Origin of the sequence: Rhodanobacter sp. C06 (genome assembly GCF_002001105.1) — a bacterium.
In the GTDB taxonomy this organism is placed as follows: Bacteria; Pseudomonadota; Gammaproteobacteria; order Xanthomonadales; family Rhodanobacteraceae; genus Rhodanobacter_A.
Map to the genome: position 1 here is coordinate 1 of NZ_MUNP01000059.1, position 14,572 is coordinate 14,572.

The following is a 14,572-nucleotide window of genomic DNA, read 5'->3' on the forward strand; positions in this document are numbered from 1 at the left end:
CCGCGGCGGTGACACCCAGGCCCGTTACCGAAGCCGCTCCGCCGCGCTGGCCGACATTGGCGGTCGCGTTGGGCGGCAGGGATGCCTCGGGCGGCGGCGGAGCGGCTTCGGTAACGGGCCTGGGTGTCACCGCCTCGGGCGGGGCGGCCGCCGCAACGCTGCTCGCCACCTGCGTCGACTCCCGGAATCGCAGGTGGCCGAACCATGCGCCCAGCGGCAGCAGCGGTGGCGGCGTGGCGTTGGCGTAGCCGAGCATGGATCGCTGCCAGTCCGACGGCTCGGTGGCGGCCGCGCGCAGCGCGGCATAGTCCAGCAGGCAGCGCTGGTCTAGCGGATTGTCCGCAGCGAGCAGGCCGCAGGAACGGTTCAACTGGTCGGCGAGCCGATTCATGACGTGCGGCATGCCGCCGGCCTTGCCGGATTGCTCGAACTTCTGCATCAGCGCGTACAGCCGGGCGTGCATCTTCGTGTCGTAGGCCACGTTCGCTTCCAGATCCGTCTGGATGGCGTCGGCCTCGCTCTGCTGGGTCTGCGCGCCCTGTTGTTCGCTGCGAGCTTCCTGCTGGTGCGTGTCCCAGGTCTGCCAGCCTGTCACCGCGACGGTGGCGATCGCGCCCAGGCTCAGCGAGGCGCCGATGGTTGCGCCGATGCGTTGGCGCCGGGTCTGCGCCGTTTTCTGGTCTGCGTCGGAGACGACGCTGACGCGGGCGACCGTACCGGTTTCGGCCAGCGTGGGCAGCAGGTCGAGCATGCCCGCGTCGAGCGGGGTGCCCAGGGTTTCGCCGAGCTGGCAGTAGCTTTCCCACTGCGACTCGTCGAAGAACTGTTCGGCCGTGCTCTGCTGCGGAAAGTCGCGATGGCTGTCGGCATAGCCGGCGACATCCAGCGGCAACTCGCACACAAGCCGGGGCTTGACCACCAGCAGGCAACCGCTGGCGCCGCTGGGATAGCCGATCCTGGCCAGCAGCAGGTGCTGGCTGCCCGGATCGGGCGTGATGCTGTCCGGGGTGCCGAAGCGCGCGCGCAGGGCGGCACTGGCGCTGGCGGACAGGCTGGCCGGATCGATGAAGTCGATCGCGATGTCCATGTCGATGCGTGCCTTCCGCGTCAGGTTCTCCAGGTCGGCAAACACGTAGCTGGGATCCGCGCCGCAGTCGGCCAGCACGATCAGGCTCAGCTCGCGCTTGAGCAGGCTGTAGACGCCGGTGTTGTCGAAGTGGCCGCCGTCGGAGAGGTACCACACCGGGTTCTGCAGGCCGGGGAAACGCGCCACCATTTCCTGCAGCGCCGCGCGCGTCTTGCCCAGGTGCAACCACGACCAGCTCTTGCGGCCCAGCTTGTTGGCCCACCAGTAGCCGAGCCGCAAACCGCTCAGGAAAAACAGCGCCGCGGTGCCGGTGCGGGTCAGCGAGCCCATGCCCGAGCCGGCGGCAGCGCCCGAGATCGCGATCCACTCGGCCAGGCTGGTGTGATGAATCGAGCTGGCGGTTTCCGAGTGCGGTTCGGCCGGCCGGGTACCGACCTCGAGGCCGAGTGCGCTGATGCTCAGGTAGACGCCCTTGCGGTCGGCGTTATAGGTGTCGGTGAGGTCGTCGATGGTCTGGTTGATGCAGCAATTGATCAGGTGGATCGGACCGCCATGGGCGTGCGGAACATAGGCCGGCAGGCCGACATCGTCGCCATCGAGCAGGGCGGTCAGCTTCTTCACCTTGGCCGAATTGCCCGGGGTCTTGTCGGACAGCGGCGATACCGGAAAACGGACGGCTTCGTGCGTGGCGCGATGGTCGTGGCTGTTGCCCACCGCGACATAGGTGCGGGCGATGCGCGAGCGGTAGAACGCTTGCAACGACGAGCGGTTGATCTGCTGCAGGTTGCGGCCGGTGAGGACGATGTAGGCCAGGCAGGGGAGGAAGACGGTCCACCAGCGCAGCCATGCCTCGCTGGCGGGCGTCGGCGGAGCGCCCGGCAACCAGCCGACCAGCCAGTGCATCCAGGTTTCGCTGGCCGAAACGCGCGCCATGAACACGAAATACTGCAAGGCGCTCAGCCAGAACAGCGCCAGCAGGGCGATCAGCAGCAGCCCGCACAGGTTGGCCAGCAGCGCCAGCGGCAGTTGCGCGATCCCCTTCTTGTTCGCCTGCGATTGCAGCATGGGCAGCGTGAAGCGGGCCACCGCCACCAGCATCGCCGCGAGTCCGGCGCTGGTCAGCACCGACCCGTGCGGCGAGCCGTTGCCGACCTTGTCGGCGAGATACCAGCTGAGCAGGTCGGCGACGCCGAGCCCGAGCAACAAGGTGAAGTATTTCAGCGCCGTGCTGAGGCCGACGGTGTAACGCACCCGATCCTGCGCAGGACGTGCGCGCCGGTGCAGCAGCCACAACCGGGCCAGCGGCACCGCCAGCAGGATCGCGCCGATCAGCAGCATCGCGGTGCGGCCATGGCGCACGTCGGCGGGCATCGTGAAGTGTCGCCACAGCAGGTACGCCGCGATGAGCCCGCTGCTGATGCAGGTGACGAGATCGTTGAAGACCGTGCCGTCCTGCGGATCGCGCGACCACCAGTAGGCGAAGGCCATGAACACGGCCAGCCAGGCCGGGAACAGGGCCGCGAACCACCAGAAGCTGCCGGTGCCGCCGCCATAGCCCAGCAGATGCGGCAGCACGATCAGGCACGAGAGCAGTGCGATGTGCGTGGTCACCTCGAACTGGGTGGCGACGAAACCGCGCAATTGGCTGGCCCAGGTCTGCAGCAGGTCGCGCGCGCCGGCAGGCACCAGGTAGCGGCCATTGCTGCGCAACCACCACAGCAGCAGCGACTGGTCGTCGGCCAGCCCGTGCTCGACCTGCTCCGGCTTCACCTTGTCGCTGAACAGGCGGCCGAACGTGGCGCCCGCGTAACCGCCGCCGGATACCGTCGACAGATAGTCGAAGCGGCGCAGCACGCCGTTTTTCGCCAGCGCCCGCAACAGCCCGATGCAGAACGTGGCGCTGCGCACGCCACCGCCGGACAGGGCCAAGCCGATCGTGGGCCGATCCCAGTCGATGTCGTTGAGGCGGCGCCGATCCGCCAGCGCCTCCTGTTCCTGCGGCGGAATCGGATGCTGAGGCCCCTGCGTCGGCGTTGCCTGAGCCATGAGCAGCCTCTCCATTGCGGGCGCCAGGTGGACCGGAATGCGGCGGGAACCTTATGCGCCGGTTGTCGTACCACGACAAGTGCCGCAGCGGCGGCAACAAGGGATGGAGGAGCCAGGAGGCCGGGTGAGGCGCGGCAGCGCTTCGCGGTCGGGGACTGTCAGAAGCCGGCGTACTTGTTGCCCATGAAAACATGGGCGTGCACGTCAATAGGCGATGCGGTCACCAGCTCGGCCGGTGGCGTATCGATCCGTTGGGACCCCCGGTGACCCGGCTTTCAGGATTTGTGCTACAAATAAGTTTTCGAAAGTCAAATGCGCAAGCATTTCCCGGTAAAGGCCGTAGCCATGTCTGAAAACGAAGGTAGACGCACGTTTCTGAAGAATTCCGTAGCGGCCGCGCTGGCCGCCGGGGCGTCGGGTATCGCCGGTGCGAAGGCGCTCGGTGCGCGCGAGAAAGACGCTGCAGCCGCCAAGCCCGTTGGCCCGCGCCCGAACATCGTGCTCTACATGGCCGACCAGTTCCGCATGGATTTCGTCGGCGCGAACGGCCACAACGGCAGCACGCGTACGCCCAACCTGGACGCGCTGGCCGCACGCGGCAAGAATTTCGTCCACACGGTGACCAACCAGCCGGTCTGCGGACCGTCGCGCGCGACCTTCTTCAGCAGTCGCTATGCCACCGAAGCCGGCGTGTGGGAAAACGGCTTGGCGCTGGACCGGTCGCTCCCCACCCTGGCCGGCGAACTGCGCAAGGCGGGCTACACGTCCAACCTGATCGGCAAGTGGCACCTGGCCGCCGTCGACGAACGCGACGAAAACACCATGGGGCCGGTGCGACCCGAGGATCGCGGCGGTTTCCTCGACCTGTGGGAAGGCGCCAACACGCCCGAGCTGGTCTCGCATCCCTACTACGGCAAGATCTGGGATCGCGACGGCCGGCCCATGAGCTATCACGACCAGTACCGCGTCGACTTCCTGACGGATCGGGCCGTGCGCTTCCTGCGCCAGCGCCAGGAGCAGCCCTTCTTCCTGTTCATCTCGCAGCTGGAGCCGCACCAGCAGAACGACATGCATCGCCCGGTGGCGCCGCACGGTTACCGCGATCGCTATCTCAACCCGTGGGTGCCTCGCGACCTGCGCCACCTGCCCGGCACCTGGCAGGACCAGCTTCCGGATTACTACGGCTGCATCCAGGCCATCGACGAATCGGTGGGGCGCGTACGGCAGACCCTGGAAGAGCAGGGGCTCGCCGAGAACACCATCTTCGCGTTCGTCAGCGACCATGGCTGCCACTTCATGACGCGCAACACCGAATACAAGCGCAGCGCGCACGCCAGCTCGCTGCGGGTTCCCTTCATCGTGGACGGCCCCGGCTTCAACGGCTCGCAGCAGATCCAGGAAGTGCTCGGCCTGATCGACGTGGCGCCGACGCTGCTGGACGCGGTGGGCGTGCCGATTCCCGCGTCATGGAAGGGGCGCAGCGCCTTTCCGCTGATCGGCGATGCGCAGGCCAGGTCCCGATGGTCCAACCAGCAGCTCATCCAGATCAGCGAATCGCTGACCGGGCGGGCGATCCACACCAAGGACTGGACTTACTGCGTGGCCGACCTGTCGGGAAAAACCGACACCCCGGCGGTGGACGTCTATCACGAGTACCAGCTCTACGACGAGCGCAACGACCCGCACGAGCTGGTCAACCTGGCCGGCCGCATGGAATATCGCGCCCAGGCCAAGGAATTGCGCGAACAGCTGCTGCAGCTGCTGGCCCAGGCCGGCGAGTCCGCGCCCGACATTCAAACGGCCAAGGTGTATCCCTGAGCCCTGCGCTCGTCCCCTGCGGCGCGAACCGGGGCCGGGGTGCAGTTGACTCTGGGGGGCGTATGCTTGAAAAGTCGACCCTGAACCCGGGTTCACGCCCTTGTTCCCCGGTCGCGCGGCATTCACGGTTCCCTTCGCACAGTACGCCGACGGGGTGAATGACAGCCGCGGCCCCACGATGCGCGGCGTGAAGGGCAGGCGAACATGCGGCATCTCGTCACGATGGTCGGTTCGGTGTTGCTCGCGATGTCGCTGGCGGCGTGCCGGCCGCCCGCGGCCGTGGTGAAGCCGGTTTCGAAGGCATTGCCGCCGGCGGTGAACACGCCGGGCGCACGCTACGTGCACGCCGAGGTGGACCGGCACCAGGACCAGTCCGGATTCCGTCTGCTCACGCACAGCAACAACGCGCTGATGAGCCGGGTGGCACTGGCCGACCATGCGCAACATTCGCTGGACCTGCAGTACTACGTCTTCGACAACGACGCGACCGGGCGGCTGGTGGCGCAGCGATTGCTGGCCGCGGCCGACCGCGGCGTGCGCGTGCGCTTGCTGGTGGACGACATCAATGCCGGCAATTCGATCGACCTGTTCGACGCGCTGGATACCCACCCGAACATCGAGGTGCGCCTGTTCAATCCGTTTGCCACGAAAAAGCCGTCGCTGCTGTCCAAGGCCACCCAGTTCCTGCTCGACATGCATCGGCTCAACCGGCGCATGCACAACAAATCGTTCATCGCCGATGGCAACGTGGCCATCGTCGGTGGCCGCAACATCGGCGACGCGTATTTCGATGCGGGCGACAACGTCAACTTCCGCGACCTCGACCTGATCGCGATCGGGCCGGTGGTGCAACAGGCCGAGCATGCCTTCGACGCATACTGGAATTGCGACGCGGCCTATCCGGTGAAGGCGTTCGGCGGCAAACATGCCGACCACTACGACCTGGCCAAGCTGCGCGTGCAACTGGCGCACGACGCACGCAAGTTCGCGCAGTCCGACTACGCGCAAGCCACGCTGGTGAATCTGCCCAACGGCCCGATGGCCGACCAGCCCGGCGCCTGGTTCTGGGGGCCGGCCACGCTGGTGACCGATCAACCCGCCAAAATCGAGGCCGGTCCCGACCAGGCGCAGTTGCGCATCGGCCCGGACATCAAGGCGATGACCGACGCCGCGCAGCACGAGCTGCTGCTGATCTCGCCGTATTTCATTCCCGGCGACACCGGCACGGCCTACCTCGACGGGCTGGCCAAGCGCGGCGTGACGGTCAAGGTGCTGACCAATTCGCTCGCCTCGAACGACGAACCCATGGTGTATTCGGGCTATTCGCGGTATCGCCGTCCGCTGCTGGAAAGCGGCGTGCAGATCTACGAGCTGCGGCCAGCCGCCGGTGCGCCGCAATCGGCCACCAGCGGCGGCACCTCGTCCGGCGTCAGCCTGCATGCCAAGGCGATCGTGGTGGATCGGCAGAAGGTGTTCATCGGCTCGATGAACATGGACGCCCGCTCGAAACTGCTCAACACCGAGATGGGCATCATCGTCGACAACCCGTCCCTGGCTGCCGCGGTGAGCAAGTTCTTCGACAGCGCCACGCAGCCCGAACATGCCTACCACGTGAGCCTGAAGGACGACGGCTCGCCGCACGGCGGCGCCATGCAATGGCAGGACACCGAGCATGGCAAGCCGGTGACCTACGACCACGAACCAGGCGCCACCACCGGCCGCCGGGTCGAAGTGCAGATCCTGAAGCTGTTGCCGCTGGAAAGCCTGCTCTAGCGCGCTGCGAAATTCGGGGCGGGACAAGACAGCGGGCAGCGTCGCCTATCCCGTGAATCATGGGGGTGGAGTCAGCGGTTTCGGGTTTCCTCGGGCGACCGATGTTTTTCGGCCGCGTGGTTCGTCTAGGCCACGCCTCGTTGGCAGGCCGGAAACACCCGAGCCGTGGATGTGCTGGCGCCGGAGTTGGCGACGAATGGCATCGGTTTCGGTTCGGACTACCATGGGCATCCCCATCGACCCGAGGGCGCGCGCCTGATGCTGGTCGACCTCGCACCCCGCTCCGAGGGGCCCGTAGCCATGCCCGTACTCACCCTGCGCGACCAAACCGTAGTCATCATCGGCGGCAGCTCCGGCATTGGCCATGCCGTCGCCGAGGGCGCGCTGGCCGAGGGCGCCCGGGTGGTGATCGGTTCGAGCAGCCAGGCCAGGGTCGACGCCGCGGTGCAGCGGCTGGGCGCCGGCGCGTCGGGCGCGGTGGTGGATGTCCAGGACGAGGCCAGCGTGGCCGGGTTCTTCGGTGCGCTGGAGCGCTTCGACCATCTGGTGTTCACGGCGGGCGAGCCGGGCGGTTTCGCGCCGGTGCCACTGGCGCAGCTGGATATCGCCGCAGCGGCCGAGGGTCTGCAGGTCCGCTTCTGGGGCGCGCTGAGGGTGGTCAAGCATGCCCAGCCGCGCCTGTCGGCGCATGGCTCGATCACGCTTACCGACGGCCTGCTGGCGCATCTGCCGAGGAAGGGCATACCGCTGGCGACGGCGTTCGCCGGCGCGGCGGAACATCTGGTCCGGGGCCTGGCGGTGGACCTGGCGCCGATCCGGGTCAACGCGGTCTGTCCGGGCCCGGTGCTCACCGAGCGACTCGCGCAACTGCCGGCGGAGATGATCCGCCAGATGACCGAGCGCCAGCCGCTGCCCCGGGCCGCCGAGCCGGCCGAGGCGGCGCAGGCCTTTCTGTATCTGATGCGCGGCAGCTACACCACCGGCCAGGTGCTCATCGTCGATGGCGGACGCATGCTGGTTTGAGGGCATGCCGGCGCGAGGAAGGTTTCGAACAGGGGCAAGGGCGGTGGCCCCCGGGGGTGTGGTGTCATCGGCTGCCTTCTGCGCCGGATCGCAGCCCACCAGCAGGACCGCCGGCAGCGGCAGGAGCAAGGATCGACGGATGGTCGCCGCTCTCCCGTAGTCGGTTGCGTGGACAAGGACTGGGGCAGAGGGTTGCCGGGTCTGCGGGGACAGGGCGCCCTGCTGCCGCTTTTCGCGAACGGGCTGATTCGCCGCGGTCACGCCGGTCGGCCGTCCATCCACACCTTCCACGTTCGCATTGTCCCTGACAGCTTTTGGCCGTCTAGCCGGCTGTTGCGGGGTGGATGCGGAAAGTCCACCATGCCACGTCGCGCGGACTTCGCTGCTGGAAAGAGGGGCTTTCCGGCCGGGTGGCGGCGTTGTGGCCGGAGTGGGCCAGTGGAGCGGTGAGGGTGAAGTACCAGCTGTGAGGGAGGCACGAACGCCACGTTCCCTGTTTGCGGAGGAACACGGGCGGAACGTGCCATCGGGCTCGTCCGCGCTTTCGGCATCATGTCCGGCATGCCGCCTGTCCGGGCCGAGCCATTCGTTGCGGAAAGAGCTGACGGGGGTGTGTCATGGCCACGAACTACGCGCAACCGCTTTATTCGCCTGCCAGGCCGCTTGCCCTGGCGATCGACCGCTGGATCTGGGTCTTCATGGCGGCCTTCTTCATCGCCATCACGCTGACCGGGTTCATCCCGGACGCGATCATGAAGGTCGAAATGGTGCGGTCCGGGGCCAGGCCGCCGTTCCCGCCGATCCTGCACGTGCATGCCGTGCTCATGGGAACCTTCCTGCTGGTGCTGCTCGCCCAGGCTTGGCTGATGGCGACGGGCCGGCGCGATCGGCACATGCTGCTGGGGCGCGCTGCCTTCCTGCTCGTTCCGGCCATCGTGGTGGCCGGTTTCGTCCTCGTCCCGGCGATCTACCAGCAGGTCTGGCACGGGGCCCAGGCGGCACCGCCGCCGGTGCAGGAAAAGCTGCGGCAGACGCTGCTGTTCCTGGACAACATCGCGCTGTTCCAGACCAGCGCCGGCATCCTCTTTCCCATCTGCATCTGGCTGGCCTTGCGCGCGCGGCGCACCGACCCGGGCTTTCACAAGCGGATGATGTTCCTCGCGGTGGCCGTCCCATTGATGGCGGCGGTCGACCGTATCGCCTGGCTGCCGACCACCGGCCCGGCCAGCCCGCTCTCGACCCTGCTTTACCCGATGTTGGTGATGTCGCCGATCTTCCTGTGGGACGTGATCGGGCATCGGACGGTGCACCGGGCATACCTGGTCTGGCTGGGCCTGTATCTGCCCGTCGCTGTCGCCGTCTATTTGCTGTGGGACACGCCGGGGTGGCACGCGCTGGTGCCGCGGGTGCTGGGGCCGTGAGCCGGATGCGGGGCTTGGGAACAGCGTCGGGAAAAATTGCCGACGGCGGCGGAGGGCTTGGAGCGAGGCGGTCGTCCGGTCGCTAGGCAGACCGCTGCGGCCTCCACGCAGTCGCTGACACTTTTTGTCGAAATCAGGAAGGTTTGCAACCGGCGCCGCAGGTACGTGGCTGCTTGCCGTACACCCGACCTGCGGCTACCCGGCTGCAAGCCTTCCTGATCTCACGCGACTATCTGTGACTGTCGGTACGCGCCGTGGTTCCCGGATGGAAAACACCGGGAAGCGCACATCAGTGCAAACCCCTGCTCGCGGAAGCCGCCGGCGTAGCCGATTCGGCAGCTGCGCGCCTGGATGTATCGGCCGGGCACCAGGTCTTGAGGCGCTTGCCTGCGCGGAACAGATCGATGCATTCACGCATCTCGGCCTTGAAGGCCAGGTCGGGCGTGTCGATCGGGCAGCCATACGACAGTGGCTTGGTGTCGTTGTACTCGGCGATGCAGGTCGACAGCGGCGGCGACTGGATCGGATGTGGGTCGCCGACCAGCGACGGTGGCGGCAGGTTGAGGCGCTCGTCGCCTTCCTTGGGCGAAGGGGGTATGGGAGGCACGCCGCACAGCAGGTCGGAAGCCGTACTGCGCTTGGCGGGATCGCACACGCTTTTGGCGATCGCCTTGATCGCATCGCCGATATGGCGACCCACCGCGCCACCGGCCGTCTCGTTCGGCGGCGGGAAATATTTTTCGAAACGGGTGGCCTTGTAGTGCATGCGGTTGCTGTCGTGCTGCATGATCCGGCGGTCGTCCGCGGGCTTGGCCGGTTTGGCCTTGGCGCTGGTGCTTGCCGAGTAGTCCGTCACCGCGGGCGCTAGCCGTATCGAACCATCCTTGGCGAACAGACTGCTGGCGGCCTGGGTGGAAGCTGCTGGCGCAGGTGCCGCTTTATGATCCTGCACGACCATCGCGTCACGACGCGGCTTCTCCTGCGACACGGGACGCACGCGTGGGGTTGCCGTCTGCCGCGGCGGCACCAACTGGGGCAGCGCGGGTGGTGCAGGCGGCGGCGTGCTGACATGATCCAGCAGGCGCACGACCAGCACCTGATCGCCATCGACAGGCACCACCGCCAGATGCTGCGGCCTGGGCTGCACCGCGTACCACAGCATCAGTACGAACAGTGCGTGCAGCGCCAACACCAAAGCCAGCACGAGCACCCGCGCCTGGCGCGTCAGCGCCGGCTGTCGCCAGCCCTGGTGACCCAAGGTCGCGCGCGTATCGCTGTCCAGCAAGGCCAGACCGCGCGCACGATCCCGCTCCCGTTGATGTCGGCCCTGCCCGGAACGTTCGATGACACCGCCTCATTCAAGCCAACGATCCACACAAAACCTGCGCCTGCCGTCGGCGCGTGTTCCGGCCAGTCGTCGGTAGACAGGCTCCTTCGTCCGGGGTTCCCTCATCGAGGGAGCCGTAGACGGGGTCGAGGTTGAATGCGCTCCGGCTTGGCGTCCGGGGCGCCGTGGGTGCTGGCGGATGGCGATTGATGCGTCATCGCCGGCGGCTTGTTTGAGCCACGCCCGGCAAGTATCGGCGCACACCCGCGGCGCTCCCATCGCGATGAAGCAGGGTAGGGTGTCCTCGATGAGTCTTCGCGACATGCCAGGTTGGCGTGCATGCTGGCGGCGAACTACCGCATCACTCAAGCAGGGGCATTGCTCATGAAGCAGAATTTCGCCGCAATCGTCCTCGGTGGTACCGGGCAAGTCGGTGGTGCCGCCGTCGCGGAGCTGTTGGCCATTCCGGAATGCCGGGAAGTGGTGATGGTCACCAGAAAGCCCATTGCGGCGCGATCGAGGGTGCGCAACGTCGTTCTCGATACCGGCGCTGACGATTTTGCCGGGCGCACTGCCGCCCTTGCCCGCGAAGTTTCCAGCCAAGGCCCCGTCAGCGCGGTGAGCTGCGTGGGTGTCGGTTCGGGATCGGCACGCTGGAGCGAAGAAGCATTGCAACGGCTTGAACTCGGCGTCGTCGGCGCCTTTGCGCGCGGCTGCCGTGACGCCGGCATCGCCCAGTTCTGCCTGCTTTCCGCAGCAGGAAGCTCAGCCCGCAGCCGGTTTCGCTATGCCCGCGTCATGGGCATGAAGGAAGACACCGTGCGCAACATCGGCTTTGCCCGTCTCGCCATCTTTCGCCCCGGCATCATCGTCGGCAACGCCGATACCCTGGCCTGGGTCGGTTGGTTGGGAAGCATCGTGCCCGGGTCGTTCGGCAATATCGATCAGCGGATACTCGGTCGCTCAATCGCCGCAGAGGTGGCTTTGCACCATCGGGAAGTCGGCCAAGTCATCTACGAAAATGCAGCAATGAAAAAACTCGTTGCGCGGGTTCAAGGCTAGCCAGCCCGGTCGGAACCCCTTGTGCGCGTGAACGCCGGGCGCTCAGAACGGGTGCTGCCGGTAAAACTGCTCAAGCTGTCGATAGACGTCCGGCAGATGCTCGCGCAAGGTGGCCGGTGCCTCGAAAAACTGCTCGCTGGCCACCGCGAAGAATTCGGCCGGGCTCTCCAGCGCATACGGGTCGATCGGCAACTCGACTCCGTTGCGCCGGTCTTACTGCAGGCGATCCCACGCGGCCGAGAACACCCGCGTCCACACGCGGCGATCCATGCGCCGGTGCAGGGGCGGGAAACCGTTGGCGTCGCCGTTGAGCATGTCGAGCTTGTGGGCCATCTCGTGGATGACCACGTTGTGCCCCGGCCGCCTGCCGCCGTGCAGCACGTCCTCCCACGACACGATCACCGGCCCGCGTCCCCACGCCTCGCCGGCCATCACGGTGTGGGTCTGGTGCTCCACGCCAGCGGCATCGGTGTGCGTGCGGCCGGGAATGAACGCGCCGGGATAGACGATGAGGCTGTGCCAGCCGTCGTACCAGTCGAGTCCCAGTTTCAGGATGGGCAGGCAGGCGTGGGTCGCGAGCAGCACGCGGTCGGCGTCGTCCAGTTCCAGCCCCTTGACGGGCTCCAGCGACTTGCGCTCCAGGAACAGCGTGGCCAGCACACGCAGCGTGGCCTGGTCGGAGGCGCCCAGTCGGCGTGCCGGTGCGCAGCGCCGCAGCGCGTCCTGCCAAAGCGCCTCTGCGATCGGGTGCCGGGCAACGATGCGCCGTGCCCGCCAGTTTCTGATCAGGTTGAACATGCTCGGCCGGGGCGACTCATCGGGAACGTGGCGGGTCAAGCCCAGCCCTGCGAGCCAGCGGGCGCGGGCGAGGCCTTGCGGGGTGGTTCGCCCTGCGCGTCGTCATGGGCGGCGACGCGTGCTTGGTCGCGGCACGGCTCAATCGGCCGTGCCTCCCTTCTGCGGCAGGCGCCAGCCTGGTCGCGGGTAGTGGCAGGTGTAGCCGCCGGGGTAGTGCTGCAGGTAGTCCTGGTGCTCTGGTTCGGCCTCCCAGAAATCGCCCGCCGGCGCGACTTCGGTCACCGCCTTGCCGGGCCACAGGCCGGAGGCGTCCACGTCGGCGATGGTTTCCTCGGCGATGCGTTTCTGCGCATCGCCGGTATAGAGGATCATCGAGCGGTACGAGCTGCCGCGGTCGTTGCCTTGCCGGTTCGGCGTGCTGGGGTCGTGGATCTGGAAGAAGAATTCCAGCAGCGCGCGGTAGCTCGTGCGCGCGGGGTCGAACACGATCTCCACCGCCTCGGCATGCGTGCCGTGGTGGCGGTAGGTGGCGTTCGGCACGTCGCCGCCGGCGTAGCCCACGCGGGTGGAGAGCACGCCCGGTTGCCGCCGGATCAGCTCCTGCATGCCCCAGAAGCAGCCGCCGGCGAGGATGGCGCGTTCGCTGCTCATCGCGCGTCCTCCACCTGGTCGAGGTAGTGGCCGTAGCCTTCGGCCGCCATCGCCTCGCGCGGTATGAAGCGCAGCGAGGCGGAGTTGATGCAGTAGCGCAGGCCGCCGCGCTCGCGCGGGCCGTCGGGGAAGACGTGGCCGAGGTGGCTGTCGCCGTGCGCGGAGCGCACCTCGGTGCGGATCATGCCGTGCGAGGTGTCGCGCAGTTCCTGCACGCTGGCCGGTTCGATCGGCTTGGTGAAGCTGGGCCAGCCGCAGTGCGAATCGAACTTGTCGGAGGACGCGAACAGCGGCTCGCCGGACACCACGTCGACGTAGATGCCGGCCGCCGAGTGGTGCAGGTACTCGCCGGTGCCGGGGTGTTCGGTGGCGCCCTGCTGGGTCACCCGATATTGCTCGGGGCTGAGCCCGGCCAGTGCTTCAGGCGTCTTGCGGTAGGTAGTCATGGTGGTCTCCGGCGGTGGGACTGGGTCATAGATGGTGGCGTTTGCGGCGAGCAAAAGAGGGTGCGGCCACGTGCGCCGGTACCCGCTCGGTCTTTGCTACAGTCCGCCGACCATGCCACGGGCGCGGCGGCGTTCGGTGGCGGCCAAGGGAGAATCGTCATGCATCGTGTTGCGGTCACCATCGCCTGCTCGTTTGTCCTCGCCGGCATGCTCGGCCTGGCGCCCACGCGGATCCGCGCGGCACCGGCTGCGGACAAACCCGTCGTCGCGGCCCCCAAGGCGGGCGACCGGGCGGAAATGCAGGTCATGCAGATCCCCAGCCACGGCGCGTTGATGAATGCGATGGTCTACGTCGCCGCCGGCGCCGGGCCACATCCGGCGGTGATCCTGCTGCACGGCTTCCCGGGCTACGAGCGCAACCTCGACCTGGCGCAGGACATGCGCCGCGCCGGCTGGGACGTGCTGTACTTCAACTATCGCGGCGCATGGGGTACGCCGGGCGACTTCTCGTTCTCGCACGGCATCGAGGACACCGCGGCCGCGCTGGCCTACCTGCGCCAGCCCGGCGTCGCCGAGAAGCTGCGGCTCGATCCGCGCCGCATCGTGCTGATCGGCCACAGCATGGGTGGCTTCATGGCGGTGCAGGCGGCGGCCAACGATCCGGCCATCAAGGCCTTCGCCACGATTTCCGCCGCCGACCTGGGTGGACGCATGCAATCGCTGCGAGCCACGACGGGCGACCATGACGCGATCGTCCGTGTCGGCAAGCTGCTCGCCGGTGAAGGCATGGCGCCGCTGGCCGGCTGCACCCCGGAAGGCCTGGCCAGCGAACTGCTGCAGCACGCCGCCGCCTGGTCGTTCCATGCCAAGGTCGGCGCGTTGAAAAACCGCAGCGTGCTCGTGGTCACCTCCGACGATGGCCTGGCCACGGACAACGATGCCTTCGCCGATGCCTTGCGCAAGGCGGGCGACATCCGCGTGAGCACCATGCACCTGCCGACCGACCATGCCTATTCCGACCAGCGCCTCGAACTGTCGAAGACGGTGCTGGCCTGGTTGGCGGGCTTGCCGAACCAGGTCGACGCGGCGGGGAGCGTGGCACCCCAACGCGGACGATGAT

General features: G+C 67.5%; 10 protein-coding genes and 1 pseudogene. 6 read left to right on the forward strand and 5 right to left on the reverse strand.

From position 1 onward, the window contains the following. A partial coding sequence (locus B0E52_RS12250) for a patatin-like phospholipase family protein (RefSeq protein ID WP_168174187.1) occupies window positions 1-3,133 on the reverse strand: 3,133 nt, incomplete at its 3' end. Window positions 3,134-3,478: 345 nt separating this feature from the next. On the opposite strand from B0E52_RS12250, the gene B0E52_RS12255 reads away from it, so the two are divergent. The 4 genes from B0E52_RS12255 to B0E52_RS12270 all read left to right on the forward strand — a co-directional run bounded on the left by B0E52_RS12255 (window position 3,479) and on the right by B0E52_RS12270 (window position 9,168). Continuing rightward, complete coding sequence (locus B0E52_RS12255; RefSeq protein ID WP_077484141.1) at window positions 3,479-4,951, forward strand: sulfatase-like hydrolase/transferase; 1,473 nt, start codon at window positions 3,479-3,481, stop codon at window positions 4,949-4,951. A gap of 204 nt (window positions 4,952-5,155) precedes the next feature. Continuing rightward, window positions 5,156-6,724: a phospholipase D family protein gene (locus tag B0E52_RS12260; RefSeq protein ID WP_077484143.1), complete on the forward strand. Its 1,569-nt coding sequence runs from the start codon at window positions 5,156-5,158 to the stop codon at window positions 6,722-6,724. Window positions 6,725-6,889: 165 nt separating this feature from the next. Continuing rightward, window positions 6,890-7,747 (forward strand): SDR family oxidoreductase, encoded by an 858-nt coding sequence (locus tag B0E52_RS12265; RefSeq protein ID WP_077484145.1) that lies wholly within the window; start codon window positions 6,890-6,892, stop codon window positions 7,745-7,747. 617 nt (window positions 7,748-8,364) lie between these two features. Continuing rightward, window positions 8,365-9,168 carry a hypothetical protein gene (locus B0E52_RS12270; protein ID WP_077484147.1) on the forward strand — a complete coding sequence of 268 codons (804 nt, stop codon included), beginning with the start codon at window positions 8,365-8,367 and terminating at the stop codon, window positions 9,166-9,168. Between the two features lie 289 nt (window positions 9,169-9,457). Here B0E52_RS12270 and B0E52_RS12275 read toward each other — a convergent pair whose 3' ends face one another. Further along, entirely contained in the window at window positions 9,458-10,453 is a 996-nt protein-coding gene (locus B0E52_RS12275) for a hypothetical protein (protein WP_254426785.1), read from the reverse strand. A gap of 381 nt (window positions 10,454-10,834) precedes the next feature. Here B0E52_RS12275 and B0E52_RS12280 point away from each other — a divergent pair, with 381 nt between their 5' ends. Beyond that, a complete protein-coding gene (locus B0E52_RS12280) occupies window positions 10,835-11,557 on the forward strand; it encodes a hypothetical protein (RefSeq protein ID WP_217316684.1) in 723 nt (240 codons plus the stop codon). 42 nt (window positions 11,558-11,599) lie between these two features. Here the strand turns inward: B0E52_RS12280 and B0E52_RS12285 are convergent. The 3 genes and pseudogenes from B0E52_RS12285 to msrB all read right to left on the reverse strand — a co-directional run bounded on the left by B0E52_RS12285 (window position 11,600) and on the right by msrB (window position 13,452). Continuing rightward, window positions 11,600-12,355, reverse strand: a pseudogene (locus B0E52_RS12285) (M90 family metallopeptidase). A gap of 138 nt (window positions 12,356-12,493) precedes the next feature. After that, a complete protein-coding gene (gene msrA, locus B0E52_RS12290; RefSeq protein ID WP_077484149.1) occupies window positions 12,494-13,006 on the reverse strand; it encodes a peptide-methionine (S)-S-oxide reductase MsrA in 513 nt (170 codons plus the stop codon). Then, on the reverse strand, window positions 13,003-13,452 hold the full coding sequence (gene msrB, locus B0E52_RS12295; RefSeq protein ID WP_077484151.1) for a peptide-methionine (R)-S-oxide reductase MsrB: 450 nt from the start codon (window positions 13,450-13,452) through the stop codon (window positions 13,003-13,005). The genes msrA and msrB overlap by 4 nt, the downstream gene beginning before the upstream one ends. Before the next feature lie 159 nt (window positions 13,453-13,611). Between msrB and B0E52_RS12300 the strand changes: the two genes are divergently transcribed. Further along, window positions 13,612-14,571 carry an alpha/beta fold hydrolase gene (locus tag B0E52_RS12300; protein ID WP_077484153.1) on the forward strand — a complete coding sequence of 320 codons (960 nt, stop codon included), beginning with the start codon at window positions 13,612-13,614 and terminating at the stop codon, window positions 14,569-14,571. The last annotated feature ends 1 nt before the right edge of the window (window position 14,572 follow it).

What these genes read in the sequence shown, in the direction of transcription:
- B0E52_RS12280 (WP_217316684.1), top strand. Translation starts at nt 10,835, where the DNA reads ATGCTGGCGGCGAACTACCGCATCACTCAAGCAGGGGCATTGCTCATG.
- B0E52_RS12255 (WP_077484141.1), top strand. Translation starts at nt 3,479, where the DNA reads ATGTCTGAAAACGAAGGTAGACGCACGTTTCTGAAGAATTCCGTAGCG.
- B0E52_RS12260 (WP_077484143.1), top strand. Translation starts at nt 5,156, where the DNA reads ATGCGGCATCTCGTCACGATGGTCGGTTCGGTGTTGCTCGCGATGTCG.
- B0E52_RS12300 (WP_077484153.1), top strand. Translation starts at nt 13,612, where the DNA reads ATGCATCGTGTTGCGGTCACCATCGCCTGCTCGTTTGTCCTCGCCGGC.
- msrB (WP_077484151.1), bottom strand. Translation starts at nt 13,452, where the DNA reads ATGACTACCTACCGCAAGACGCCTGAAGCACTGGCCGGGCTCAGCCCC.
- msrA (WP_077484149.1), bottom strand. Translation starts at nt 13,006, where the DNA reads ATGAGCAGCGAACGCGCCATCCTCGCCGGCGGCTGCTTCTGGGGCATG.
- B0E52_RS12270 (WP_077484147.1), top strand. Translation starts at nt 8,365, where the DNA reads ATGGCCACGAACTACGCGCAACCGCTTTATTCGCCTGCCAGGCCGCTT.